The organism is Lysobacter niastensis, assembly GCF_031457115.1.
Lineage (GTDB): Bacteria > Pseudomonadota > Gammaproteobacteria > Xanthomonadales > Xanthomonadaceae > Lysobacter_J > Lysobacter_J niastensis_A.
Genome location: NZ_JAVDVY010000001.1, coordinates 337,352 through 362,220, shown reverse-complemented (window position 1 = coordinate 362,220; position 24,869 = coordinate 337,352). Strand labels below are relative to the sequence as shown.

Below are 24,869 nucleotides of genomic sequence, written 5' to 3'. Positions count from 1 at the left end.
AGGGCGAACGGAAGTACACGCACGCGACCACAGCGCCGTTCGTCCTGAGCGTCGGGCCGCAGGCCCGAATTCGAAGGAAACGTAAGCGCGCCAGCTCCTGAAGTCGAAGGACGGACGGACCGGCGAGCGATACGGGCCCGCTTACCCTTCGACTTCGCTGCGCTACGCTCAGGGCGAACGGGAGATAGGCGCGCTGCGTCCTTTCACAGATTGCTCGTCGGCGATGGCGGTACTCCGCGCCGTCGAGACGAATGACCCACTAAGATCACGCCATCGGCACGGCCGCGCGCGCATCGAGGTGCAGTCCATGAAAACCTACCTGGTCGGCGGTGCGGTGCGCGACCGCCTGCTCGGGTTGCCGCCGGGCGACCGCGACTTCGTCGTGGTCGGTGAGACGCAGGCGTCGATGGAGGCCGCCGGCTTCAGGGCCGTCGGCCGCGACTTCCCGGTGTTTCTGCACCCGCAGACCGGCGAGGAGTACGCATTGGCGCGCACCGAACGCAAGTCGGGGCGCGGCTACCGCGGCTTCGTCGTCGATGCCGATCCGTCGGTGACGCTGGAGCAGGACCTGGGCCGGCGCGACTTCACCATCAACGCGATCGCGCAGGATGAGCACGGCGCCCTGGTAGACCCGTATCGCGGTGCCGACGACCTGAAGGCGCGTGTACTGCGTCACGTCGGACCGGCTTTTTCGGAGGACCCGCTGCGTGTGCTGCGCGCGGCGCGTTTCATGGCCCGCTTTGCGCCGCTGGGTTTCAGCTTGGCGCCGGAAACGATGGCGCTGATGCGTGAAATGACGCAATCCGGCGAACTGGCCGAGCTGACCCCCGAACGCGTCTGGCAGGAGCTGCGCCGTGCCCTGGCCAGCGCAGCGCCCGCCGCGTTCCTGCGCACGCTGCACGACGCCGGTGCGTTGGCGGTGGTGCTGCCCGAGGTCGAAGCGCTGTACGGCGTGCCGCAGCGCGCGGAGTTCCACCCGGAGATCGACACCGGCGTGCACATCGAACTGGTCTGCGACATGGCGGCCCGGATAGCACCCGGCGACGACCTGATCGGCTTCGCCGCGCTGACCCACGACCTGGGCAAGGCCCTGACCCCGCAGGACGTGTTGCCGCGCCACCTCGGCCACGAACAGGCGGGCCTGGCCCCATTGCGCGCACTTTGCGAGCGGCTCAGAGTGCCCGGCGAGCATCGTCAGCTGGCCGAAGCCGTCTGTCGCGAGCACCTCAACGTGCACCGCTTCGACGAACTGCGTGCCCAGACCGTGCACGAACTGATCGCCCGATGCGACGGCTTCCGCCGCCCCGAGCGCATCGCCCAGATCGCGCTGGCCTGCGAGGCCGACAAGCGCGGACGCACCGGCCATGCCGAAGACGACTATCCGCCCGGCCGCGCGCTGATCGCCGCACATGCCGCAGCGATGGCGGTGCGCGCCGCCGACCTGCCGCGCGATGCGCAGGGCAACGAACCGCAAGGCGCCGCCGTTGGCGAAGCGATGCGGCGCGCGCGCATCGCCGCGATCGCGCATGCCACGGGCAAGAAGCCTTAGCGCTCGCGCGCTTACGCTTCCTTCGACTTCGGGCCTGCGGCCCTACGCTCAGGACGAACGGCGATGGCATGTCTGTCGCTCACCTGTTTCCCGCTCGCCCTGAGCGTAGCGCAGCGAAGTCGAAGGGTGAGCGGGGCCATACAACTCCTCGGGCCGTCCATCCTTCGACTTCGGCGCTGACGCGCTTACGCTCAGGACGAACGGTGTCGCGATGGCCCCGGTTCCTGTGAATACCAACGACATCGTTGCGCAAAAACAACGGGCGGCCGAAGCCGCCCGTTGATGACAAGCGCGGGAAACGCGCGATCAGAACTCGTAGCTCAGCTTCACGTACCACTCGCCGCCGTTGAAGCCGAACGGCGAGGACAGCGGGTACTGCGCGCCCAGGAAGTTGAGCGTGCTGTTGGTTTCCTTGTCCGGGTAGTTGTCGAAGATGTTGTTGCCGCCGACGGTCACGTGGCCCTTGCCTTCGAACAGGTCGACCGTCACCGCCAGGTCGAACAGCCACTCCGAGCCGAAGGTGCCCTTCTCGCCGAAGGTGAAGTCCTCCCAGCTGTCGTAGTAGTTCGCGCGCGTGGTCACGTTGAAGTTCCACGGCGTGAGCCAGTCGAAGGTGATCACGCTGCGGTTGGCCGGCAACTGGTTCTCCAGGTCGGCGACGCGTTCGGCATCGATCACCGGCGTGTTCGTTCCCGGGATCACGGCGACGCTGTCGATTTCCTGCTCGTTGTAGCTGTGGCGGAAGTCGAACACGCCGGTGCCCCACGCGCCGAAATCGGTGTTGTACACCGCCACCAGGTCGACGCCCTGCACCGTGCTGTCGAAGCCGTTGACGAAGTACGACACCTGACCCAGCAACGCCGCGCCCGGCACGCCCGCATCGATCAGCGCCTGCTGCTCGGGCGAGCCCGGCTCGATGTTGATGGTCTGCAGGGCTATGCGGTCCTCAACCTCGATGTTGTAGTAGTCGAGGGTGAGGCTGAAGTTGTCGGTCGGCTGCCAGACCAGGCCGGCGGAGTAGGCGAACGATTCCTCAGCATCCAGCGGCTGCGAGCCCAGCGCGATCGCGGCGGGGTGGTTGACCGGGAACGTGCCCAGCGGCACCAGCGCACCGGACGCATCGGCCGTCGTGGTCACGTCGAGCGTATTGAGCTGGCCCGGCGTGGGCGTGCGGAAACCGGTGTTGACCGTGGCGCGGAGCGCGAGGGTCTCGGTCGCCTCGAAGCGCGACGACAGCTTCCAGTCGGCGGTGCTGTCGAACTCCGACGAATCCTCATAGCGTCCGGCCAGGCCCATGGTCAACCGCTCGACGACATCGGCTTCCAGGTCCACGTAGGCCGCAGTGGCGTACTGGTTGAAATTGCCCGCCGCTTCCGGGGGGTCGCCCTGGAAGCCGTCCGATCCGACGCCGAACAGGACGCCGGTCGGGCCGTTCTCGAACGAGGCGGGATCGCCCGGCTTGATCTTGTACTCCTCCTCACGCCATTCGGCGCCGAAGGCGACGTTGATCGGCGAGGCGAAGAAGCTGTTCTCCCACGGATAGGTGAAGTCGGCGTTGGCGCCGCGCTCGAACTGGGTCAGATCGCCCGGCTTGAAGGTGGTCGGACTGGTGATGCCCAGGCTCGGATTGATCGAGTTGATCAGGTTGTAGACCATGTTGTTCTCGCCCTGGCGCAGGCTGAAGTCCCAGCGCAGGCCGGCTCCGGTCTCGCCCTTGGCGCCGAACACGGCCTCGTAGTCCTCCACGTCCGCACCGAAGGTGGGCGTGTAGCCGCCCGGGAACTGCGGGTAGATCGGATTGAGCGCGACGAAGCCGGACGGGCTGGTCGCATTCGCGGTCACGAAGTCGTTCGGGTTCAATCCGCGAGCGCGGATGTCGTCGATGATCGACTGCGCGACCGGATCGGGCAGCCCGTCGGGTCCGGAAGCACCGGTGGCGTTGTTGACGTTGTCGACGAGCAGCGTGGTGCGAGCCGTGACACCCGGCACGCCCACCGGCGTGCGGTAGAAGAAGCTCGAGTCGTATTCGGTGTCGGCGTAGCTGCCGAAGCCGTACAGGCTGATGTTTTCGTTGATCGGGATCTCGCCGTTGAAGAACGAGCGCAGGCCCTTGCCGTTGGGATCGCCCCAGCGCTGGCCCAGGCCCTCGAACGGCACCAGGTCGGTGCCTACGAACGCGCCCACCTCGGCGGCGTCCGCGCGCGGGATGCCGCGCGAGGTGAAGTCGCTTTCGAAATACTCGGCCGTCATGTTGAAGAAGCCGTCGCCCGCCAGCGGCACGCCGAAGTTGATCGACGTGCGCCACTTGTCGCCGTCGCCCTCGTAGGTCGAGCCGTACTGGCCGTCGATGCGCACGCCTTCGGAGTAGTCGTTGAGCATGACGTTGATCACGCCGGCGATGGCGTCGGAGCCGTACTGCGCCGAGGAGCCGTCACGCAGCACTTCCACGCGCTGGATCGCGGCCGACGGGATCAGGCTGTAGTCGACCGCCTGCGAGCCCTGGTTGACGGTGCCGAACGGTTCGACCTGCAGGTTGACCAGCGCCGAGCGGTGGCGGCGCTTGCCGTTGATCAGCACCAGCGTCTGGTCGGGCGGCAGGTTGCGCAGGTTGGCCGGGCGCACGAACGCGGTACCGTCGGCGATCGGGAAGCGCTGGGTGTTGAACGACGGCGCGATCGTGGCCAGCTGGTCGGTGAAGTCGGCCGAGGCCTGCTTCTCCAGGTCGGCCGGGCGGAACACATCGACCGGCGACATCGTCTCAGTCGGCGAACGGCCCTGGACGCGGGTACCCGTGACGACCAGCCTGTCGAGTTCGACCGGCGTCTTGGCGGCTGCCGGCGTGGCCGGGGCGGCGGGTTGCGGTGGTGCTTGAGTAGCGTCCTGCGCGAAGGCGGGCGCTGCGAGACTGGCACTGAGCGCGGCGACGACGGCCAGCGCCAGGCGGCTCCGGGTAATCAAAGGCATGTTGGTTCCTTTCAACTCAGGGTGGGCGGACTCCCCCTGACGAGCCCGGCCCCAAGCTTTAACCAACTATTAACCTTTGCGCAATACGGTTGGAACCTTTGCCTAATTCGGCCTCATGGCAGTTTTTTGGCCTTGTGATGGCTGTCACGGGCGCTGCGCCGGGCTTCCAGCCGGAGCAGTCCGTCCGCCAGCGGGGTCGGTCCGATCAGCAGACCCGCCAGCGCGCCCAACGCGTTGGCCAGCGCGTCGGCGGAATCGGCCTGGCGCGAATCGGTCAGGGCGGCCTGGGCGAATTCCAGCCCGACGCCCAGGGCGATCAGACCTGCGGCCACCAGCGCCTGCGTGCGCACGCGCGGGAACAACATCACCGCGTAGGCCGACAGCACCGCATAGGCGAGGAAGTGCTCGACCTTGTCGAAGCCGGAGAACGGCGTCGGCGGGAGGTCCCGCGCCGGCAGCAGCGAGGTGGCGATCACCGTCGCCAGCATCAGCGCCCACAGCGCCAGCCACCGGTAAGGCCAGCGGAATTCGCGAAGCAGCCCCAGCGCGCGCGGCGTCAAAGCCGGAAACTCAGGTCGCCGGCCAGGAACGCGGCGCCGAACTCCACGTCCTTCTGGAAGCCCATCGCCTGGAAACGCTCGCCCATCTCGCTGGGCAGCGTCAGGCGTTTGACCTCCTGGGTACGGCGCAGGCGCTCGCCTTCGTCGGCGATGCGCTCGATGCGTTCGAGCACGCCGGCCAGGCCGTTGCCCAGCAGGAAGCTGGCCTGCGAACAGTAGCCAGCGAAATCGAAGCCCGCGCCGACGCCGGCTTCGGCCAACGCGGTGAAGTCCACGGACGAAGTCAGGTCCTGCAGGCCCGGCCACAGCAATGGATCGCCATGCATGCGATGGCGGTAGTACGCGCGCAGGGTGCCGTCGCTGCGTTCGGGCAGGTAGTACTCGCCACGCGCATATCCGTAATCGACGAACAGCATCGCGCCCCGGCGCATGCCGCCGGACACGGCTTGCAGCCAGTACGGGAGTTGCGGCAGCACCTCGGAGCGATAGCCGTGCTCGAAGCTTCGTCCGAGCTGGCGTTCGAGATGGCGCACGGCGTTGGACAGGAAACCATCGGCCGGCCGCAGCGCGCGCACCAGCGCATCGGCTTCGATGGCGACATGCTCCTCGTACACCTCGCCCGCGTCGATGGCGAAGCGCGGTGTCGGCAGCGCGTCGATGACCTCGTTGGCGAACAGCACGCCGTCCCAGTCGTCGTCGAACGGACCATCCAGCCATTCCACCAGTTCGAACAGCGGCGGTGTCAGGCGCTGCTCCAGGCGTTCGCGCTGGCGCTGGCGCAGCTGCGCGCTGGGTTCGAGGATGGCGTAGCGATCCGGCAGGGCATCGAGTTCCAGCAGTCGCTTGAGCGCGACTTCGGCGAACGCACCGGTGCCTCCGCCGATCTCCAGCAAGCGTGCACCCGGCCCGACCTGCTGCAACACCGGCGCAATGCTCTCGGCGACACACGCGGCGAAGACCGGGCCGAGTTCGGGAGCGGTGATGAAATCGCCGCTCTCGCCGAATTTGCTCGCGCCGGCGCTGTAGTAGCCCAGCCCCGGTGCATACAGCGCCAGTTCCATGAAGCGCGAGAACGGGATCGCCCCGTTGTGCTCGGCGATCTGGGCGCGTATCAGCGCCTGCAGTTGCCCGCTGTGGGCCAGCGCATCGGCGTCGGGCAAGGGCAGCGTCTGCGCCTCGCGCTGGCGGTCTCGGGCACGGGGATCGGGGGAAGGGGAGTCGGTGGACATGCGGCACGTGCGTGGGACACTGGCGCTCAGGATACGGCACGCCCCGGAGAGACCCGTTATGCCCGCCCCCTCCTCCCACCCGGTCGTGCTGGTCACCGGCGCCGCACGCCGCATCGGCGCGGCCATCGCGCGCGGCCTGCACGGTGCGGGCTACGACGTGGTGCTGCACCATCGGCGCTCGCACGACGACGTCCAGGCGCTGGCGGTGGAACTTGAGAAAGTGCGTCCTGGCAGCACGCTGTGCCTGCAGGCCGACCTGGCCGAATTTGATCGCCTGCCGGAACTGATCGCGCACACCATCGGCCGTTTCGGCCGGCTCGATGCGCTGGTCAACAACGCCTCCACGTTCACGACCTCACCGCTGGGCAGCACCACGCCGGCGTTGTGGGAGGAGGTGCTCGCCAGCAACGCACGCGCCCCGTTCTTCCTGGCGCAAGCCGCCATGCCGCACTTGAAGGCGAGCCACGGTGCGATCGTCAACATCACCGACATCTACGGCGAACGCCCGCTGCGCCAGCACGCTGTCTACTGCATGGCCAAGGCGGCACTGCTGATGATGACCCGCTCGCTGGCGCTGGAGCTGGGGCCGGAGGTACGCGTCAACGCGGTCTCGCCCGGGGCGATCCTGTGGCCGCAGGACAGCGGCGATACGGCGGCGCAGGAAGCGATGCTGGCGCGAACGCCGCTCGGCCGCACCGGCACACCGGAGGAAGTGGCCGAAGCGGTGCGCTGGCTGCTGCTCGATGCCCGCTACAGCACAGGGCAGGTGTTGCATCTGGATGGCGGGAGGTTGCTCAACGCGTGATGCAGCGCGCAACAGGATGTAGCAACTCGCCAGCCAATTAAACGCGCAAGCTGCCGGCCCGTCATCCCAGCGCGAGCTGGGATGACGAAAGCGTGCCGCTCGCACGGCGATCATCTGGCCTCAAACGCACTCTCCAGCCGCAGCGCCTCGAACCCCGGCGGCGTCTCATGCTCGGTGGCATAGCGATACAACGCCGCCGAATAGATGCCGCTCAACGCGGCCTGATACACGCCCAGCAGCAGAAGCACGCCGACGAACAACGCCCCCACCACCACCGCCGCCGCGATGGAGAAATGCGCGGCCACGTAGGCGAACAGCAGGCCGACCGCGATCACCACGAACGAGATCAGGCCGAACGCCATGCCCATGCCGACATTGCCGATCGCATTCTCGCCCCAGGTGCGCTTGAGCAGGCGCATGCTGCGCTTGAGCGCCTCGACCGGCGTCACCTCCTGGCTGACCAGCACCGGCACGACCAGAAACGTCGCCAGCGTCCAGGCGGTTCCCAGGCCGCCGCCGAGCAGGCGCACGAGGAAGTGGTCGTCGTCCTTCAACCGCTTGAGCACCACGCCCACCGTCGCGGCGATCGCGGCGTAACCCAGGATCGCGGGCAGGCGCGCCTTGGCTGCGCCGAAACCATCGGCCAAAGTCGGATCGCCGCCTTGCAGTCGGATCATCGCCGCGCCGACCAGGGCGCTGTTGAAGAAGATGATCACGGCGTACTGGCAGAAGTAGAACAGGAACATCCACACCACGCCGGACGCGCCAAAGCCGTGCTCGAACACGCGCCACCCGATGACCGTCGACAGGAAAGTGGCCAGCACCAGCAGCGTGGCGGCGCCGGAGATCAACGGGAACAGCATCAACTCCTTGTCCGAGCGCAATACCGCGGCGCTCGCCTTGACCAGCTCCCAACTGCGCGAGAACTTCTCGATCATCGTGCTATCCCCTTGCCGATCCCCGGTAGCCAACGCGCATCGTCGGGTCACGCCGGTGCGCTAGCAAGCGGTCAGACCGGCCGCCGACGCGACCGCCGTCCCAGTATTGGCTTGCGATGCGCCCGTCGTCCGACGAACGCGATCAGAGTTCGACCGATTCGAGCTCGGCGTCGTGGTCGGGATGCGCCTCCCACAGTTGCGCCAGCATGCGGTCCGTGCCCGGCACGACAACGTCCGGCGCGATCTCCGCCAACGGCCGCAGCACGAACGCATGCTTGAGCTCGGCACGCGGAATGCGCAGGTTGCCCGGACCTTCCAGCACGCGGTCGTCGAACAGCACGATGTCGATGTCGAGCGTGCGGTCACCGTAGCGCGGTCCGCTGCGGTCGCGCCCATGGGCGTCCTCGAGCGCGTGCAGCCAGGCGTTGAGCGCATGCGGATCGAGATCGGTGTCGATGACCGCCGCGGCATTGTGGAAATCCGGACCGTCAAAACCGACCGCGCGGGTGCGGTAGACCTTCGACATCACGACGTCGCCGAAGCGCTCGCGCAAGGCCGACGCGGCGATGCGCAGGTGGTTTATGGCGTCGATGTTGCTGCCCAGGCTGAGGTAGGCGCGACTCATGGCGTCGGAGGACCTCAGTGGATCAGGGCGCCGGCGGTGATGCCGCGGTGCGCACGATCGTTACGCCCACCGCGCGCGCGCCGCGCACCGCACCCGGCTTGCTGAGCTTGAGCCGGACGCTGCGCACGGCGAACTCATCGAGGATGATCGCGGCGACACGCTCGGCGAGCGTCTCAACCAGGCCGAAGTCCGATTGCGACACGTAGTCGACGATCCGGCGGCTGACCGCCTTGTAGTTGAGCGTGTCCTCGATCGCGTCGCTGGCAGCGGGGATGCGGTTGTCGAAGGCCATCTCGATGTCGAACACCAGCGTTTGCCGGATGCGCCGCTCCCAGTCGTAGATGCCGATCAGCGCCTCGATCTCGAGGCCTTCGATGAAGACGTGGTCCATGGGAGGCGGGAATCGACGCAGGAATAGGAGCGGGGAATCGTAAAGACTTTACGCCCCCCTTTGTTCCGGACTTCGCCTTTCCCTCTCCGGCTTGCGGGAGAAGGCCTGCCCTGAGCGGGTCCAAGGGCGGATGAGGACTTTGGCCTCGCAGCAGCCTGCCCTTACCCCAGCCCTCTCCCGCACTCGGGAGAGGGCCTCTTATCGCTCACACCGGCAACAGGCTCGCCATGTCCCACCGCGGCGTGACCTTCACCGCTGCATCCTCGCGCTGGCCGGCCTGCAACCGCAGCGCGCCAGCGAAGGCGATCATCGCGCCGTTGTCGGTGCAGAACGCCGGTCGCGGGAAGCTGACCCGGCCGCCGCGCTTGTGCGTCAACTCGTCGAGCCTGGCGCGCAGACGCTTGTTGGCACCGACACCGCCGGCCACCACCAGCGTGTCGCAGTCCGCCGCATCCAGCGCGCGCTGGCACTTGATCGCCAGCGTCTCCACCACGGCGTCCTCGAAGCCACGGGCGATATCGGCCCGGGTCTGGTCAGCCTGGTCGCTGTTCTGCCAGGCCAGCAGGACCTGGGTCTTGAGACCGCTGAAGCTGAAATCCAGGCCCGGCCTGTCCGTCATCGGCCGGGAGAACTTGTAGATGCCCGGACGCCCCTGTTCAGCCAGCGCGGCCAACTGTGGGCCGCCCGGATACGGCAGTCCCATCAGCTTGGCGGTCTTGTCGAAGGCCTCGCCGGCAGCGTCGTCCAGGGTTTCGCCGAGCAGGCGGTAGTGGCCGATGGCCTCCACATGAACCAGCTGGGTGTGACCGCCGGAGACCAGCAGCGCCACGAACGGCGGCTCGGGCCGGCCTCGAACGGGGTCATCCTCGAGCAGCGGCGCCAGCAGGTGGCCTTCCATGTGATGAACGGCGACCGCCGGGACGTCCAGGGCCCAGGCCATCGACCGCGCCACGCCCGCCCCCACCAGCAACGCCCCGACCAGCCCGGGGCCGGCCGTATAGGCCACGCCGTCGAGATCGGACGTGTCCAGGCCGGCTTCGGCCAGGGTCTGGCGGACCAGCGGCAACAGCTTGCGTACGTGGTCGCGGCTGGCCAGCTCCGGGACCACCCCGCCGTATTCGGCGTGCAGCGCGATCTGGCTGTAGAGCGCATGCGCAAGCAGGCCGGCGTCGGTGTCGTAGACGGCCACGCCGGTCTCATCGCAGCTGGTTTCGATACCAAGGACTTTCAAGGGATGTGTGTTCGCACAATGGGGGACAATAAGCGTGCCTGAAAGGGTCCCGACGCTTTATTTGCGGGGCCTGCGCCTTTCATGTGGCCCTATGTTGCACCTTCAAGCAGGCCATCGCTATAATGCGCGGCTCTTCCCCGGCCTGACCGGGCCGGTTACCGAAACGAGATTACGTATGCCCAGCGTCAAAGTCCGCGAAAACGAGCCATTTGAGTTTGCTCTGCGTCGCTTCAAGCGCACCTGCGAAAAGGCCGGTGTCCTGGCCGAGACCCGCAAGCGCGAGTTCTATGAGAAGCCGACCCAGGAACGCAAGCGCAAGGCCGCCGCAGCGGTGAAGCGCCAGGCGCGTCGCGCCTCGCGCGACGTGACCAAGCGTCAGCGCCTGTACTGATCGCGTCCGGCGGGTCCCGCGCATCGCGCGGACTCGCTACTGAACGCCATCATCAAGCCGGCCGCGCCCATGCGCTGCCGGCTTTTTGTGTTTTTCGACATCCGCAATCACTCGCGTCGACGGGCCGTTAACCGCCGCGCGACCGCCAAGCCAGGGAGCAGCCCGATGAGCCTCAAGCAGCGACTCACCGATGACATGAAGGCCGCAATGAAGGGCGGCGACAAGCACAGCCTCGGCGTCATCCGCCTGGTGAATGCCGCGATCAAGCAAAGGGAAGTCGACGAGCGCATCGAGCTGGACGACACCGCCGTGATCGCCGTGCTCGACAAGATGGTCAAGCAGCGCAAGGACTCGGTCACCCAGTACCAGGCCGCCGGTCGCGACGACCTGGCGCAGGTCGAACTGGATGAGATCGTGGTGATCGAGCGATACCTGCCGGCCAAGATGGGCGAGGCCGAGATCCTCGCCGCGATCGACGCCGCCATCGCCGAGACGGGCGCCGCCGGCCCGGCCGACATGGGCAAGCTGATGGGCTCGCTCAAGCCCAAGCTGGCCGGACAGGCCGACATGGGCCTGGTGTCGACGCTGGTCAAGCAGCGCTTGGCCGGCTGACCGCCCGGCACTCGACAAAACGCCGCCTGCGGGCGGCGTTTTTATTTACGCGCATGGCATCCTAGCTATCTGATGGCCCGCATCCCTGACGCCTTCATCGACGATCTGCTCGCACGCTCCGACCTGGTCGAGGTGATCGGCACGCGCGTGCCGCTCAAGCGCCAGGGCAAGGAGTATTCGGCGCGCTGCCCGTTCCACGACGAGCGCTCGCCCAGCTTCACGGTGTCGCCGACCAAGCAGTTCTATCACTGCTTCGGTTGTGGCGCGCACGGCACCGCGATCAGCTTCCTGATGAACTACGACCGCCTCGAATTCCTCGATGCGGTCGAGGAGTTGGCCAAGCGCGTGGGCATGGAAGTCCCGCGCGACACGCTGCAGCGCAACGCCAATCCCGACAGCGTCGACCTGTACGCCGCAATGGAAGAGGCCTCGAAGTTCTTCCGCAAACAACTGGCGCAGGATGGGCGCGCCCTGGGCTACTTCGACAGCCGCGGTGTCGACGCCGACACGCGCGAGCGCTTCGCGCTTGGCTATGCGCCCGACAGCTTCAATGCGCTGCGCGATGCGCTCGGCACCGACCCACGCCGCATGAAACTGCTCGAACGCGGCGGCATGTTTTCCAAGAACGAGCGCGGCCACGTCTACGACAAGTTCCGCGACCGGGTGATGTTCCCGATCCTCGACCGGCGCGGCCGCACGATCGCGTTCGGCGGCCGCGTCCTCGACAAGGAGGCCGGGCCGAAATACCTCAACTCGCCCGAGACCGAACTGTTCCACAAGGGCCGCGAGCTGTACGGCCTGTGGCAGGTGCGCCAGACCCACAACAAGATCCCGCGGCTGATCGTGGTCGAGGGGTACATGGACGTGATCGCGCTGTTCCAGCACGGCGTGGACACGGCCGTCGCCACGCTCGGCACCGCGACCACACCCGACCACGCCGAACTGCTGTTCCGCAACGCGCCCGACGTGTTTTTCTGCTTCGACGGCGACCGGGCCGGGCGCGGCGCGGCATGGAAGGCCGTCGAATCGGTGCTGCCGCGCATGAAGGACGGGCGCCAGGCGTTCTTCCTGTTCCTGCCAGAAGGCGAGGATCCGGATTCGCTAGTGCGCGCGGAGGGGCGCGCCGGTTTCGACGCGCGCCTGCAGCAGGCCACGCCGCTGTCGCAGTTCTTCTTCGACTCGCTGGCCGTCGATGTGAACCTTGGCACGCTCGAAGGCAAGGGCCGCCTGGCTGAACGCGCCAAACCGCTGCTGGCGCAGATTCCCGACGGCGCCTTCGGCGACCTGATGAAGCAGCGCCTGACCGAACTGACCGGCGTCGGCGCACGCGCGAACACGCCGGAAACGCCCGCCCAGCGCGCGCGTGCGGGCACGGCGGCGCCAACGGCCGCAGCGAAGCCGTCACTGGTGCGCAGTGCGATCACGGTGTTGCTGCAGCAGCCCGGTGTCGCCACCGCGCTGCCCTCATCGCTGCACTTCGCGTCGCTCGACCAGCCTGGCGTCGGCCTGCTGGTGGAACTGATCGAGCTGGTGCACCAGCGCCCGGAGATCTCGACCGGTTTGATCCTCGAACACTTCGCCGATCGCAGCGAAGCGCCGGCGCTGACCAAGCTGGCCACGGCGCGCGCGGTCGAAGCCACCTCCGCCACGCCGCTGGATTCGCGCGTGCTGGACGATGCAGGCAAGCGCCAGCAGACCTTCCTCGACGCGATCTCACGGCTGGAAGCCCAGGCGATCCAGCAGCGGATCGAGGCGCTGCAGTCGCGGCGCATGTCCGAACTGGAGGATGCGGAGAAGCATGAGCTGCGCGAACTGCTGAGCCTGCGCACGAGTCGGCGGCAGTAGCCTTGCTGTTTTCCGTTCTCCCGCAAGCGGGAGAACGCCAGCCCTGAGCTTGCCAAAGGGTGCCCGAAGAGAGTCTGCCCCGGCTTTGATCCGGGGGCGGATATGGGGCTCTTCCGGCAGGCGTCTTCAGCCCAATCCAGCTCCCGATTGCTGGACACAGTGGGGCCCGATCCCATGCCAATCGGCCCAAGGCATCGTCGCGACGCACACGCTAAGCTCGCCCCATCATTGTGGGGAGACCTCCATGCCTTTGCGTCACGCCACCCTGTGTTCCGCTCTTGCCCTGGCCGGCGTTTCCGCCGCGGTCGCCGCCCCACCTGTGGTCCGCGAGGAAGTCGGCAACCGCGTCAGCGAGAACATCCCGGCCATTCCGCCGGCGCTGGTCGAGCAGCTCAACCGCTACCAGAACACCCGCGGCGCCACGTTCGCCGGTTGGACCGAGGGCGACTGCATGCTGATCAGCACGCGCTTCGCCGAGACCGCGCAGGCGCACCGCGTCTGCCAGCCGATGGGCATGCGCGAGCAACTGACGTTCTACCCGGAACCGCTCGCTGCCATCGAGGCCCCGCCGGTCGAGTCGAAGCTGGACGGATTCGTGTTCGGCAAGGACGTCGGCGGCAACGAGTTCTGGCAATTGCACTGGTTCGACATGAAGTCGCGCGGTACGACGCTGCTCACCGACGGCAAGGCGCGCAATCAGTCGCCGCTGTTCTCGCACGACGGCAAGCGCTTCGCCTGGAGCAGCACCGCTCGCAACGGCAAGGACACCGACATCTGGATGATGGACTTCGCCGACAAGAAGCCGCGCACGCTGGTCACCGAAGGCGGCCAGTGGACCGCGATGGACTTCTCGCCCGACGGCGAGCGCATGCTGGTGATGAAGTACGTCTCGGCCGCCGAGTCCTATCCGGGCTCTGTCGATGTCGCCACCGGCAAGCTCGAGATGTTCCCGATCGATGGCGGCAAGGCCTCGTTCAACGGCTTCCGTTTCGCGCCGGACGGCCAGTCGGTGTACTTCATCTCCGATGAGCCCATCGACGGGAAAGCGCAGGAGTTCCACACCCTGCGCTACCACAACCCGGCCACGGGCAAGTTCGAGGTATTGACCGCATCCACGCCGTGGGACGTCGAAGACCTCGACATCGCCGACGACGGCAAGCACCTGGCCTACACGACCAACGAGGACGGCATCTACCAACTGCACGTGCTGTCGCTGCCTTCGCACAAGCCGGTGAAGCTGCCGGCGCTGCCGGTCGGCCTGGTGGTCAACATCGGCTTCTCACCGGACGGCAAGCGCCTGGCGGTGACGATGAATTCGGCCACCTCGCCCAGCGACATCTACGTGATCGATCTGGGCAGCGCCAAGCTAACGCGCTGGACGCAGAGCGAAGTCGGCGGGCTGGACCCGTCGAAGTTCGTCGCGCCGACGCTGGTGCACTATCCGACCTTCGACCAGGTCGACGGCGACGGTACCGGCAAAAGCAGGCGCATGATCCCGGCGTTCTACTACCGTCCGGCCAACGTGCCGACCGGGAAGAAGCTGCCGGTGGTGATCAACATCCACGGCGGTCCGGAAGGACAGTCGCTGCCGACGTTCAACCCGACCGCCCAGTTCCTCGCCAACGAACTGGGCGTGGCGATGCTGGTGCCCAACGTGCGCGGCTCCTCCGGCTACGGCAAGACCTACCTAGGCCTGGACAACGCCGACAAGCGCGAGGACTCGGTCAAGGACATCGGCGCCCTGCTCGACTGGGTCGGCCGGCAGCCAGAGCTGGATGCGCATCGCGTCGGCGTGTATGGCGGCAGCTATGGCGGCTACATGGTGCTGGCGTCGCTGATGCACTACAGCAACCGCATCAAGGCCGGTGTCGACATCGTCGGCATCTCGCACTTCGGCACCTTCCTGAAGAACACCGAGGTCTATCGCCAGGACCTGCGTCGCGCCGAGTACGGCGACGAGCGCGTGCCGGAGATGGCCCAGGTGTTCGACGCGATCTCCCCGCTAAACCATGCAGACCGCATCCGCTCCAGGCTGTTTGTGGCCCAGGGCAAGAACGACCCGCGCGTGCCGTACACCGAAGCCGAGCAGATCGTGAAAGCCGTGCGCGGCAACGGCCAGCCGGTGTGGTACCTGCTGTACAACGACGAGGGCCACGGCTTCCGCAAGAAGTCCAACGTCGATTATTTCTCGGCGGCGACGATGTTGTTCTGGCAGCAGAATCTGTTGGGCGATTCGCGCTGATCGGGCCGTATCCAGCCCCTCCCAAATGACGCACCTACTCGACAACATTTTCTGGCATGCCCTCTCCGGGCCGCAGGCGCACTTCGCCGTCGGCACCGGCATGGCGCGTCGCTATGCGCCGGGGTTCTCGCCGATCGTCGGTTTCGCCAATCCCGGGCAGCCTGATTTCGATGCCCTCGCTCCGTATTGCGAGCCTGGCGAGCGCTTCTATTGCGACGGCTGGTCCGGCCCCGTGCCGGACGGTTGGCGCATCGCGCTCGAGTCGACGATGTTCAAGATGATCTGGGACGCGCCGATGCCCGAGGTCGACGAGGCGTCGGACGCTGTGCCGCTCGGACCGGCGCACGTGGCGCAGGCGGTCGAGCTGGCGATCCTCACCAATCCCGGCCCGTTCGGGCCACGAACAATCGAGCTGGGCGAGTATTTCGGTTATTTCGACGGCCCGCGCCTGATGGCCATGGCCGGCGAGCGCTCATGCGCACCGGGGTTGCGCGAGATCAGCGGCGTGTGCACCCATCCGGACTACCAGGGCCGCGGGCTGGCGCGGCGGCTGATGACCCGGTTGATCCGCCGCGAGATGCAGCGGGGCGAGACGCCCTTCCTGCATGTCATGAGCCGCAACAGCACGGCTCGCGGCATGTACGAGCGGATGGGATTCCGCAATTACCGCGAGTCCGTGGTCCGGGTGGTCACGCTCGATCGCGGCTGACGGCCGCGATCGGCGCACCCGCGACGATCAGCGCGCCGTGGCGCGCGCGTCCTTCACCACTTCGCCGCCCTTCATCACGAAGGGCACCGATTGCAGCAGCGTCACGTCCTGCGTCGGATCGCCGGGTACGGCGATCATGTCGGCCCAGCGGCCCTGCTCGATCACGCCCACGTCCTTGCGGCCCAGCGCGTCGGCCGCGTTGGCGGTAGCTGCCTGGATGGCCTCCACCGGTTTCATTCCGTAACGCACCATCACCGCGAACTGCCTGGCGTTGTCGCCGTGCGGATAAACGCCGGCATCGGTGCCGAAGATCATCTTCGCGCCGGCGGCATGCGCTTTGCGGAAGTTCTCGCGCTGGATGTCGGCGATTTCACGGTCCTTGCGCAGGTTGTCCTCGAGCACGCCGTTCTTCTTGCCTTCGGCCTGGGTGTAATCGGTGTTGTAGATGTCCATCGACAACCAGGTGCCGTGCTGCCTGGCCATGCGGATGCCCTCGTCGTCGATCAGGCTGGCATGCTCGATCGTATCGATGCCGGCGCGGATGGCGTCCTTGATGCCGGAGGCGCCGTGCGCATGCGCGGCGACCTTGATGCTGGCCATGTGCGCCTCGTCGGCGATCGCGGTCATTTCCGCCAGCGTGAGCTGCTGCGCACCCGGCTCGTCGCCATGCGAGAACACACCGCCGGTGGCGCAGATCTTGATCACCTGCGCACCGTACTTGTGCATGGTCCGCACGCTCTTGCGCCCTTCCTCGGGGCTGTCGACGTTGTACGGACCCTTCTGGTTCATCGACGGCGGGAAGAACGTTGAATCGCAATGGCCACCCGTGGCGCCAATGGCGTAACCCGCGCCGACGATGCGCGGGCCGGTGAGCTTGCCTGCTTCGATCGCCTGGTTCAGGCCGATGTCGTTCCAGGCATCGGAGCCGACATTGCGCACGGTCGTGAAGCCGGCCTGTAGCGTGCGCTGCGCGTGCGCCACCGCCAGCACCGACCAGAAGCGGTCGTTGAATTGCAGCCCGGTGTAGCCGCCGTAGGTCGGGTCCGAATCCAGGTGCACGTGCATGTCGATCAGGCCGGGCAGCAGCGTCATGTCGCCCAGGTCGTAGTGCGGCAGGCCCTCACCGACGCTGCCGGCATCGCCGCCCTGCACCACCTTCTCGATGTGTCCGTCGCGCACGACCACGCTGACGTTCTGCAGCATCCGTCCCGTGCGCACGTCGAGCATGCGCGCGGCCGAAACGACGGCATCGTCGGCCTGTACAGCCAGCGCTGTGCCTGCCACCAGGCACAACGACAGTGCGCACAGCGCCCCCTTCAGGGCCCGACTCAAAGGGTGGGAAGCAGGCCGGGAGTGGACGGCAGAACGTTGGGCCATGATCGGGACGCGCCTGGTGAAGAGGTCGCGAGTATAGGCACGGCGCGTCGGCAGACTGCCAGTGTGAAACGCTGCCTCTGGTCGCGCCGACCGACTGCGCAAAGCTTTCGTCTGCTGCCCACCCGACGGGGCAGCCGTCTGCATGAAGCGGAAGGTTTCCAGGGCGGCGCGGCGATCGCCCGTTGCCGTTCGAGCAGCGCCTAAGCGCCAGGCTTCAACCCGCCGGTTGCAGCATGAAAGCAGGGCTTGGCTGGAACCACGGCAGCATCCAGTGGTCCAGCAGCAGGAAGGCGAACAGGGCCATCAGGTAGACGATGGAGTAGTTGAACACCTTCATCGCGTACAGCTCGTCCGGCGGGTTCATCAGCTTCCAGGCGTAGCCGAGGAACACCGCGCCCAGCACCAGCGCACCGCCGAGGTAGAACAGGCCGCTCATGCCCGCCGCCCACGGCAGCACGGTCACCGCCACCAGCAGCACGGTGTAGAACAGGATCTGCCAGCGCGTGTACTCGACGCCGTGCGTGACCGGCAGCATTGGCACCATTGCGCGGGCGTAGTCGGCGCGGCGGAAGATCGCCAGCGCCCAGAAATGCGGCGGCGTCCACACGAAGATGATCAGCACCAGCAGCAGCGCATGCGGCCAATCCCACTCGCCCTGCATGCCGGTGATCGAGGCCCAGCCCAGCAGCGGCGGCGCCGCGCCGGCGATGCCGCCGATGACGATGTTCTGCGGCGTGGCGCGCTTGAGGAACACGGTGTAGATCACCGCATAACCGATCAGCGAGGCGAAGGTCAGCACGGCGGTGATCGTGTTGACCCACAGCACCAGGACCAGCATCGACAACGCCGCCAGGATCAGCGCGAACACCAACGCCTGCACCGGCGTGATCTGGCCGGCGACGATCGGGCGCCACGAGGTTCGCGCCATCTTCGCGTCGATGCGCGAGTCCAGCAGCTGGTTGATGGCCGCCGCACTGGACGCGGCCAGCCAGATGCCGAGGAATCCGAGCACGCCCCGCCGCGTTTCCTCGGCCGTCGGCAAACCGTCCACCGCCAGGAACATGCCGACCAGCGCGGTGAACACGATCAGCGCGACCACGCGCGGCTTGGTGAGGTCGAAGTACTGGCGGAAGGTGGGATGGCTCACAGCGGTCTCCATCAATGTTCAGGCGTGCGCAGGCGCGCCAGCAACGAGACCAGGACGAACAAAAGCAGAACCGCGCCCGCGTTGTGCATCACCGCCACCGACAACGGCAAGCCCAGCTTGACGTTGGCGATGCCCAGCGCGACTTGCGCCAGCGTCAGCAGGCCGAGCAACACCGCCCAGCTGCGGATGCCCGGTGTGCGCAACAGTCGCAACGCGAACCACAACAGGTAGAAGAACACCACGACCGCCATCAACCGGTGGGCCAACTGGATGGCGATGCGCGCCTCGCCGTCGAGGATGCCGCCCTCGTAGTCGACGCCGATGCCGCGCCAGAGCACGAAGGCCTCGCGGAAATCGTGCGGCGGCCACCAGCGGCCGACGCAGGTAGGGAAGTCGTTGCCGCAGGCCAGCGCGGCATAGTTGGAACTGGTCCAGCCGCCCAGCGCGATCTGCACGCCCAGCAGTACCAGCCCGACGATCACGAACTTGCGCAGCGCCTGCGCCTCGGCCAGTCGGATCGGCAGGTCGGTTGCACGCCACGCGGTCCACAGCAGCAGCGAGAACGTCAGCAAACCGCCCAGCAGGTGCCCCATCACGACGATGGGCTTGAGCAACCAGGTCACCGTCCACATGCCCAGCAGCGCCTGGAAGATGATCACCGCCAGCGTCAGCACCGCGATGCGCGAAAGATCGAGGTTGCTCCAGCGCAACGCGGCAAACAGCAGGATCGCCTCGCCGAGAATGGCCAGCCCCGAAGCCGAAGCATGGAGGCCTTGCATGTAGAGCGGTATCGCAAGCGCGACCAGCGCGGACGCGACGATCACCTGCGCCACGCCGTAGCGGCGCCTGCGCGCGGCCACCAGCGCCAGGGTCAGCACCAGCACGCCCAGCGTGCCGGCGATCATGCGATGGAACTGCTCGCGCCAGGCCTTGTGCACCTCGACCGGGCGGATCTCCGTGGCGGCGTGGTCGACGACCTGGCTGGCAGCGGTGGGCCATGCGGCGCGGCCGTAGCAAGTAGGCCAGTCCGGGCAGCTCAGGCCCGCGTTGGACAGGCGCACGAACGCGCCGAACACGATCACGCCCAGCGCGAGCGCGACGGCCAGCCAGGCGATGCGGTGGAAGTGCCTGTATACGGCGGGCCGATGGACGGCGGGCCTGCTCATGGTGGGCTTGGACACAGCGGGGTTGGACATGCAGAGGAATCTCGCGCCTTCGTCACTTCAGCTTGAGCAGCCGGGCCAGGTCGGTGCGCAGCCCGGACGGATCGAAGCCGGGAGGGTAGCGCAGTATGACGAAGCCATAGGGGTCGATCACATAGACCGGGACGCCGCGCGGGTCTTCCACGCGCGGCAGCGATGCCCGCAACTCGTGGCTCGACTGAAGCAGATGCAACGTCGTCGGGCGCGCGGCACCGGCGGGCAGATCGCAGCTGGCCTGCGCCTGCGGGCAGATCCACAGCACGTCGACATCGTTGGCGTCCTTGCCGAACAGTTGCCAGACCGTGTTGATCTCGCGTGCAAGGTGGTCGCACTCGCTGCCGCAGCCGGCCGGCGGAGCCAGCGCGATGCGCCAGGTGCGCTTGGCGGGATTCCAGGTGTACTGGCCGCCATCGACCTGGCGAATCGTCACCTGTCGAAGGTCGCCCGGCGGCTGCAGCAGCTCGCCATGGTTCTTCATGGATGCCGGACGCCAGCCGGAAAAACGCAACAGGCCCGCCGCCAGCATGCTGCCGAAGAAGAGCACGAGCAGCACCAGCAGCAGCGTGCGGTTGCGGACGCGGTCGGGATGGTGCTCGATGTGGGGGGCGTTCATGGATGGACTCCTTGGCCGCGACGAGGCTTGCGGAAAGTCAGGACCAGCGCGGTGACCAGCACCGCCAGCGCCAGCGCGAACCATTGCAGCGCGTAGCCGCGATGCTGTTCGGGAGGCAGTGTGTTGGGCAGCAGTTCCAGGTCGCGCTCATAGCCGATCGACAGCTTCGGATCCAGGCGCAGCACCCTGGGCGCGAGCGCCGTGGACAGGCCGGTTTCGCGCACGATTGCGGCGGTATCGACCCGCGTCATCAGCCACGCCTCGCCATCGCGGCCCATCGCCGGCCCCATCACCAGGCCGGCCGACGGCGGCGGCACCAGCAGCCCGCGCAGTTCAATGCGTCCCCGCGGCTTCGGCACGTCCGGCAGGCGACGATCACCGGCCAGCGGCAGCCAGCCCAGGTCGACCAGCAGGGGCGTACCCTGCTCGGGTCGGAAGATGCGATAGGCGCGCACGCCGGCACGACCGTTGCGCTGCTGGTTGTCGAGCAGCAACGCGCCTTTGTCTTCGAACTCGCCACTGCCGATCGCCCAGTCATAGGCGCGCGCACGGGCGGGATCGGCCGCCAGCGCCAGCGGGTGCGGCGTGCGCGAGGACAGAACCTGCGCGGCGGCGTCGAGCATGGCCTGTTTTTCCACTGCCCGACGCGATTGCCACAGGCCGAGGTTGGCGAACAGCGTCATCGCCAGCGCTGCCAGCGTCCAGCCGACAATCAGGTTGCGCCGTCGGCTCACGACTTCCTCGCCCACGGCTGCGATAATCGTCCCCATGCTTGGCCATGGAGCCCCACGGAGGCCGCCATGAACGACTCGCTGAAGACCCTGCTGATCATTGCGTTCCTGATCGTCATTGTCTGGAATCTCGGCGCGGGCCTTTACTACATGCTGGTGGACAAGGGCGAGAGCAAGCGGACGGTCAATGCGCTGACCCGCCGCATCGCGCTATCCATCGCGCTGATCCTGCTGGTCATCGTGGCGATCAAGATGGGCTGGATCGTGCCGCACGGCATCGGCTCCAATCCGCACTGACTTCGGAACGGCCGGGCCACGGCTCGGCTCCCGCGAAACATCCTGCTCCCAAAGACGCGACGGGCCGGCATTGCCGGCCCGCAGCGCATCGGTGTCGCCCGCGCTTTACAGCACGTAGACGAACAGGAACAGGCCCAGCCAGACCACGTCGACGAAGTGCCAGTACCAGGCCACCGCCTCGAAGGCGAAGTGGTGATCCTTGCTGAAATGGCCCTTCAGGCAGCGGAACCAGATCACCGTCAGCATGATCGTGCCGAGGGTGACGTGCGCGCCGTGGAAGCCGGTGAGCATGAAGAACGTCGAACCGTAGATGCCCGAGCCGAGCGTGAGGTTCATCTCACGGTAGGCCTCGATGTACTCGTGCGCCTGGAAGTACAGGAACAGCGAGCCGAGCGCGACGGTCAGTCCGAGGAAGGTCAGCAGTGCCTTGCGGTTACCGGCCTTCAACGCGTGGTGCGCGATCGTGACGGTGACGCCCGATGACAGCAGGATCAGCGTGTTGAGCAGCGGCAGGCCCCAGGCCGGCATGGGGAGGTAGTTGCCGCCGATGGCACCCGGACCGTTGGTCGGCCACGTGGTGCTGTAGCCCGGCCACAGCAGGCTGTTGGTCATCACGCCATCGCCCTCGCCGCCCAGCCACGGCAACGCGTACTGGCGTGCGTAGAACAGCGCGCCGAAGAACGCGGCGAAGAACATCACCTCGGAGAAGATGAACCAGATCATCCCCATGCGGAACGAGGTGTCGACCTGCTTGTTGTAGTTGCCGCGGATCGACTCGCGCACCACGTCGCCGAACCAGCCGAACAACACGCCGATCAGCAGCGCGATGCCGAAGAAGAACACCGGCATGCCCCAGCTGACTTCGTTGAACCAGCTGGCCAGGCCGGCCATCAGGGTGAACAGCGCAATCGAGCCCAGGAATGGCCAGCGGCTGTGGTGCGGCACGTAATAGATGTTGGCGTCGGACGAGTGCGCTTGGGCCATGGCGGCGTTCCGTATAAGTGCTGCGTTTACAAGGAAAATTCTACGTCACGGCGACGACAGCGGCGAGGCGGCCGGTTTGGCCGTGCCCTGCTGCTGCGCGGTCAGCGCGTCGTTCTTGAAGAAGGTGTACGACAAGGTGATGGTCTTCACGTCTTCCGGCAGGTTCGGATCGACGATGAAGCGCACCGGCATGTCGCGCACTTCACCCGCCTTGAGGGTCTGGGCGGTGAAGCAGAAGCATTCGGTCTTGTTGAAGAACCCCGACGCGCGCGCAGGCGCGACCGAGGGCACGGCGCTGCCGACGATGGTGCGGTCGGAGGTGTTGCGGGCGTGGTAGGTCGCCTCGTACTGCTCGCCCGGCACGACCTGCATCGTGACGCGGTTGGGGCTGAACTCCCACGGCAGCTTGGAATTGACGCCGCCGTCGAACTGCACGGTGACCACGCGCTTGGCCGCCGCGGCCTTCGCGTCGCTGACGCCTTGCGCGGCGGTGCGCTCCAGGCGGATGCCGAACACCTTCTCGCAGGCGATGCGGTACAGCGGCACCAGCGCAAAGGTCAGCGCGAAGGCGCCGATCGCCACCACGATCATCTTGGTGAGGCCGGCACTGTTCCTGCGCGAGTCGGGAGCGTCGCTCATTTGGCGACGATCCCGCTGACGATGAAGATCACGTAGATGGCGACCGCGGCCACCGCCACCCACAGCGCGGTGCGACGCGCCGACTTGCGGCGCGCTGCATCGTCGGTGCGGGGATCGATGGTCGGAGTCATGCCAGTCTCGTCGACGCGATCAGTGCGTGATATCGCCGTGGGCCAGGTCGCCGTCGCGGATGACCGGCGGCGTGCTGAAGGTGTGGTGCGGCGCCGGGCTCGGCACGGTCCACTCCAGGCCCTTGGCGGTCGGCCAGGCGCGGGCTTCTGCCTTCTCGCCGACGGCCTTCGAGCGCCACAGGATGAAAGCCATCATGAACGGCGTGGCGAACATGCCGAACGCGCCGATCGAGCTGACCAGGTTCCAGTCCGCGAACACGACGTTGTAGTCCGGGATGCGGCGCGGCATGCCGGCCAGGCCCAGGAAGTGCTGCGGGAAGAACAGCAGGTTGACGAAGATCATCGTCCACCAGAAATGGAACTTGGCCATGCCCTGGCTGTACATGCGGCCGGTCCACTTCGGCCACCAGTAGTACACGGCGGCGATGATCGAGAACAGCGCGCCGGTCACCAGCACGTAGTGGAAGTGCGCTACCACGAAGTAGGTGTCGTGGTACTGGAAGTCGGCCGGGACGATGGCGAGCATCAGGCCCGAGAAACCGCCGATGGTGAACAGGATGACGAACGACAGCGCCCACAGCATCGGCGCCTCGAACGAGATCGAGCCGCGCCACATCGTGGTGACCCAGTTGAACACCTTCACGCCGGTCGGCACCGCGATCAGCATCGTCGCGAACATGAAGTAGATCTCGCCACCGAGCGGCATGCCGACGGTGAACATGTGGTGCGCCCACACGATGAACGAGAGGAAGGCGATCGAGGCGGTCGCGTACACCATCGCCTGGTAGCCGAACAGCGGCTTGCGGCTGAAGGTCGGAATGATCTCCGAGACCACGCCGAAAGCCGGCAGGATCATGATGTAGACCTCGGGGTGACCGAAGAACCAGAAGATGTGCTGGAACATCACCGGGTCGCCGCCGCCGGCCGCGTTGAAGAACGAGGTGGCGAAGAACTTGTCGGTCAGCAGCATCGTCACCGCGCCAGCCAGCACCGGCATCACGGCGATCAGCAGGAACGCGGTGATCAGCCAGGTCCAGCAGAAGATCGGCATCTTCAGCAGGTCCACGCCCGGGGCGCGCATGTTGAGGATGGTGGCGATGACGTTGATCGCGCCCATGATCGAGCTGATGCCCATCATGTGGATGGCGAAGATCGCGAAGGCGACGTTGGAACCGCCCTGCAGCGACAGCGGCGGATACAGCGTCCAGCCGCCGGCCGGCGCGCCGCCCGGCAGGAACAGCGTCACCAGCAGCATCGTGAAGGCGAACGGCAGGATCCAGAAGGACCAGTTGTTCATGCGCGGCAGCGCCATGTCCGGCGCACCGATCTGCAGCGGGATCATCCAGTTGGCCAGGCCGACGAAGGCCGGCATCACGCCGCCGAAGATCATCACCAGCGCATGCACGGTGGTCATCTGGTTGAAGAACATCGGTTCGACGAACTGCAGGCCCGGCTTCATCAGCTCCGCACGGATCACCACCGACATCGCTGCGCCGATGATGAACATCATGAAGCTGAAGATCAGGTACAGCGTGCCGATGTCCTTGTGGTTGGTCGAGAAGAACCAACGCTCGATGAAGCCCTGCTTGTGGGCGTGGTCATCGTGATGCACGTCGGGGTGCGCGGCTTCGTAATGCGTGGACATGGCGTGTCTCGT

The 24,869-nt window shown here is 66.8% G+C and carries 24 protein-coding genes; 8 read left to right on the top strand and 16 right to left on the bottom strand.

The window, feature by feature from the left end; genetic code table 11:
* Positions 1-307 precede the first annotated feature (307 nt).
* Positions 308-1,549: a multifunctional CCA addition/repair protein gene (locus J2X06_RS01735; protein ID WP_310057468.1), complete on the top strand. Its 1,242-nt coding sequence runs from the start codon at positions 308-310 to the stop codon at positions 1,547-1,549.
* A gap of 306 nt (positions 1,550-1,855) precedes the next feature.
* Here the strand turns inward: J2X06_RS01735 and J2X06_RS01730 are convergent, their stop codons facing one another.
* The 3 genes from J2X06_RS01730 to J2X06_RS01720 all read right to left on the bottom strand — a co-directional run bounded on the left by J2X06_RS01730 (position 1,856) and on the right by J2X06_RS01720 (position 6,233).
* On the bottom strand, positions 1,856-4,513 hold the full coding sequence (locus J2X06_RS01730; protein WP_310057465.1) for a TonB-dependent receptor plug domain-containing protein: 2,658 nt from the start codon (positions 4,511-4,513) through the stop codon (positions 1,856-1,858).
* A 113-nt stretch (positions 4,514-4,626) separates the two neighbouring features.
* Positions 4,627-5,073: a VanZ family protein gene (locus tag J2X06_RS01725; protein ID WP_310057463.1), complete on the bottom strand. Its 447-nt coding sequence runs from the start codon at positions 5,071-5,073 to the stop codon at positions 4,627-4,629.
* A complete protein-coding gene (locus tag J2X06_RS01720; RefSeq protein WP_310061152.1) occupies positions 5,070-6,233 on the bottom strand; it encodes a class I SAM-dependent methyltransferase in 1,164 nt (387 codons plus the stop codon). Before J2X06_RS01720 ends, J2X06_RS01725 begins: the two co-directional genes overlap by 4 nt.
* Before the next feature lie 127 nt (positions 6,234-6,360).
* On the opposite strand from J2X06_RS01720, the gene J2X06_RS01715 reads away from it, so the two are divergent.
* Complete coding sequence (locus J2X06_RS01715; protein ID WP_310057460.1) at positions 6,361-7,107, top strand: pteridine reductase; 747 nt, start codon at positions 6,361-6,363, stop codon at positions 7,105-7,107.
* 110 nt (positions 7,108-7,217) lie between these two features.
* On the opposite strand, the gene J2X06_RS01710 is transcribed toward J2X06_RS01715, so the two are convergent.
* From J2X06_RS01710 to tsaD, 4 genes are all read right to left on the bottom strand, one after another.
* Positions 7,218-8,045 (bottom strand): DUF6159 family protein, encoded by an 828-nt coding sequence (locus J2X06_RS01710; protein ID WP_310057457.1) that lies wholly within the window; start codon positions 8,043-8,045, stop codon positions 7,218-7,220.
* Between the two features lie 142 nt (positions 8,046-8,187).
* Positions 8,188-8,670: a 2-amino-4-hydroxy-6-hydroxymethyldihydropteridine diphosphokinase gene (gene folK / locus J2X06_RS01705; RefSeq protein WP_310057454.1), complete on the bottom strand. Its 483-nt coding sequence runs from the start codon at positions 8,668-8,670 to the stop codon at positions 8,188-8,190.
* Between the two features lie 22 nt (positions 8,671-8,692).
* On the bottom strand, positions 8,693-9,061 hold the full coding sequence (folB, locus tag J2X06_RS01700) for a dihydroneopterin aldolase (RefSeq protein WP_310057451.1): 369 nt from the start codon (positions 9,059-9,061) through the stop codon (positions 8,693-8,695).
* 205 nt (positions 9,062-9,266) lie between these two features.
* Positions 9,267-10,292, bottom strand: a complete 1,026-nt coding sequence (tsaD, locus tag J2X06_RS01695; RefSeq protein ID WP_310057448.1) for a tRNA (adenosine(37)-N6)-threonylcarbamoyltransferase complex transferase subunit TsaD — start codon at positions 10,290-10,292, stop codon at positions 9,267-9,269.
* A 175-nt stretch (positions 10,293-10,467) separates the two neighbouring features.
* Here tsaD and rpsU point away from each other — a divergent pair, with 175 nt between their 5' ends.
* From rpsU to J2X06_RS01670, 5 genes are all read left to right on the top strand, one after another.
* Positions 10,468-10,683, top strand: coding sequence for a 30S ribosomal protein S21 (rpsU, locus tag J2X06_RS01690; protein WP_031371286.1), 216 nt, complete (start codon positions 10,468-10,470; stop codon positions 10,681-10,683).
* A gap of 165 nt (positions 10,684-10,848) precedes the next feature.
* The gene (locus J2X06_RS01685; protein ID WP_310057418.1) at positions 10,849-11,295 is read left to right on the top strand and encodes a GatB/YqeY domain-containing protein; all 447 of its coding nucleotides are present in this window, start codon (positions 10,849-10,851) and stop codon (positions 11,293-11,295) included.
* Positions 11,296-11,367: 72 nt separating this feature from the next.
* Positions 11,368-13,140, top strand: a complete 1,773-nt coding sequence (dnaG, locus tag J2X06_RS01680) for a DNA primase (RefSeq protein ID WP_310057416.1) — start codon at positions 11,368-11,370, stop codon at positions 13,138-13,140.
* Between the two features lie 244 nt (positions 13,141-13,384).
* Positions 13,385-15,382, top strand: coding sequence for a S9 family peptidase (locus J2X06_RS01675; protein WP_310057413.1), 1,998 nt, complete (start codon positions 13,385-13,387; stop codon positions 15,380-15,382).
* Between the two features lie 25 nt (positions 15,383-15,407).
* Entirely contained in the window at positions 15,408-16,091 is a 684-nt protein-coding gene (locus J2X06_RS01670) for a GNAT family N-acetyltransferase (RefSeq protein WP_310057411.1), read from the top strand.
* A 27-nt stretch (positions 16,092-16,118) separates the two neighbouring features.
* Here J2X06_RS01670 and J2X06_RS01665 read toward each other — a convergent pair whose 3' ends face one another.
* The 5 genes from J2X06_RS01665 to J2X06_RS01645 all read right to left on the bottom strand — a co-directional run bounded on the left by J2X06_RS01665 (position 16,119) and on the right by J2X06_RS01645 (position 21,200).
* The gene (locus J2X06_RS01665) at positions 16,119-17,423 is read right to left on the bottom strand and encodes a metal-dependent hydrolase family protein (protein ID WP_310057406.1); all 1,305 of its coding nucleotides are present in this window, start codon (positions 17,421-17,423) and stop codon (positions 16,119-16,121) included.
* A gap of 259 nt (positions 17,424-17,682) precedes the next feature.
* Positions 17,683-18,627: a heme o synthase gene (gene cyoE, locus J2X06_RS01660; RefSeq protein WP_310057402.1), complete on the bottom strand. Its 945-nt coding sequence runs from the start codon at positions 18,625-18,627 to the stop codon at positions 17,683-17,685.
* Positions 18,627-19,781, bottom strand: coding sequence for a COX15/CtaA family protein (locus J2X06_RS01655; protein ID WP_310061151.1), 1,155 nt, complete (start codon positions 19,779-19,781; stop codon positions 18,627-18,629). The genes cyoE and J2X06_RS01655 overlap by 1 nt, the downstream gene beginning before the upstream one ends.
* A gap of 52 nt (positions 19,782-19,833) precedes the next feature.
* The gene (locus J2X06_RS01650; protein WP_310057399.1) at positions 19,834-20,430 is read right to left on the bottom strand and encodes a hypothetical protein; all 597 of its coding nucleotides are present in this window, start codon (positions 20,428-20,430) and stop codon (positions 19,834-19,836) included.
* Positions 20,427-21,200 (bottom strand): SURF1 family protein, encoded by a 774-nt coding sequence (locus tag J2X06_RS01645; protein ID WP_310057396.1) that lies wholly within the window; start codon positions 21,198-21,200, stop codon positions 20,427-20,429. Before J2X06_RS01645 ends, J2X06_RS01650 begins: the two co-directional genes overlap by 4 nt.
* A 30-nt stretch (positions 21,201-21,230) precedes the next feature.
* Here J2X06_RS01645 and J2X06_RS01640 point away from each other — a divergent pair, with 30 nt between their 5' ends.
* Positions 21,231-21,458, top strand: coding sequence for a twin transmembrane helix small protein (locus J2X06_RS01640; RefSeq protein ID WP_310057393.1), 228 nt, complete (start codon positions 21,231-21,233; stop codon positions 21,456-21,458).
* 105 nt (positions 21,459-21,563) lie between these two features.
* Here J2X06_RS01640 and J2X06_RS01635 read toward each other — a convergent pair whose 3' ends face one another.
* The 4 genes from J2X06_RS01635 to ctaD are packed head-to-tail and all read right to left on the bottom strand — an operon-like array spanning position 21,564 to position 24,857.
* On the bottom strand, positions 21,564-22,442 hold the full coding sequence (locus J2X06_RS01635) for a cytochrome c oxidase subunit 3 (protein WP_310057390.1): 879 nt from the start codon (positions 22,440-22,442) through the stop codon (positions 21,564-21,566).
* Positions 22,443-22,487: 45 nt separating this feature from the next.
* A complete protein-coding gene (locus J2X06_RS01630) occupies positions 22,488-23,081 on the bottom strand; it encodes a cytochrome c oxidase assembly protein (RefSeq protein ID WP_310057388.1) in 594 nt (197 codons plus the stop codon).
* Positions 23,078-23,212 carry a hypothetical protein gene (locus J2X06_RS01625; protein ID WP_310057385.1) on the bottom strand — a complete coding sequence of 45 codons (135 nt, stop codon included), beginning with the start codon at positions 23,210-23,212 and terminating at the stop codon, positions 23,078-23,080. The genes J2X06_RS01630 and J2X06_RS01625 overlap by 4 nt, the downstream gene beginning before the upstream one ends.
* 19 nt (positions 23,213-23,231) lie before the next feature.
* Positions 23,232-24,857 carry a cytochrome c oxidase subunit I gene (gene ctaD / locus J2X06_RS01620; protein WP_310057383.1) on the bottom strand — a complete coding sequence of 542 codons (1,626 nt, stop codon included), beginning with the start codon at positions 24,855-24,857 and terminating at the stop codon, positions 23,232-23,234.
* Positions 24,858-24,869 lie beyond the last annotated feature (12 nt).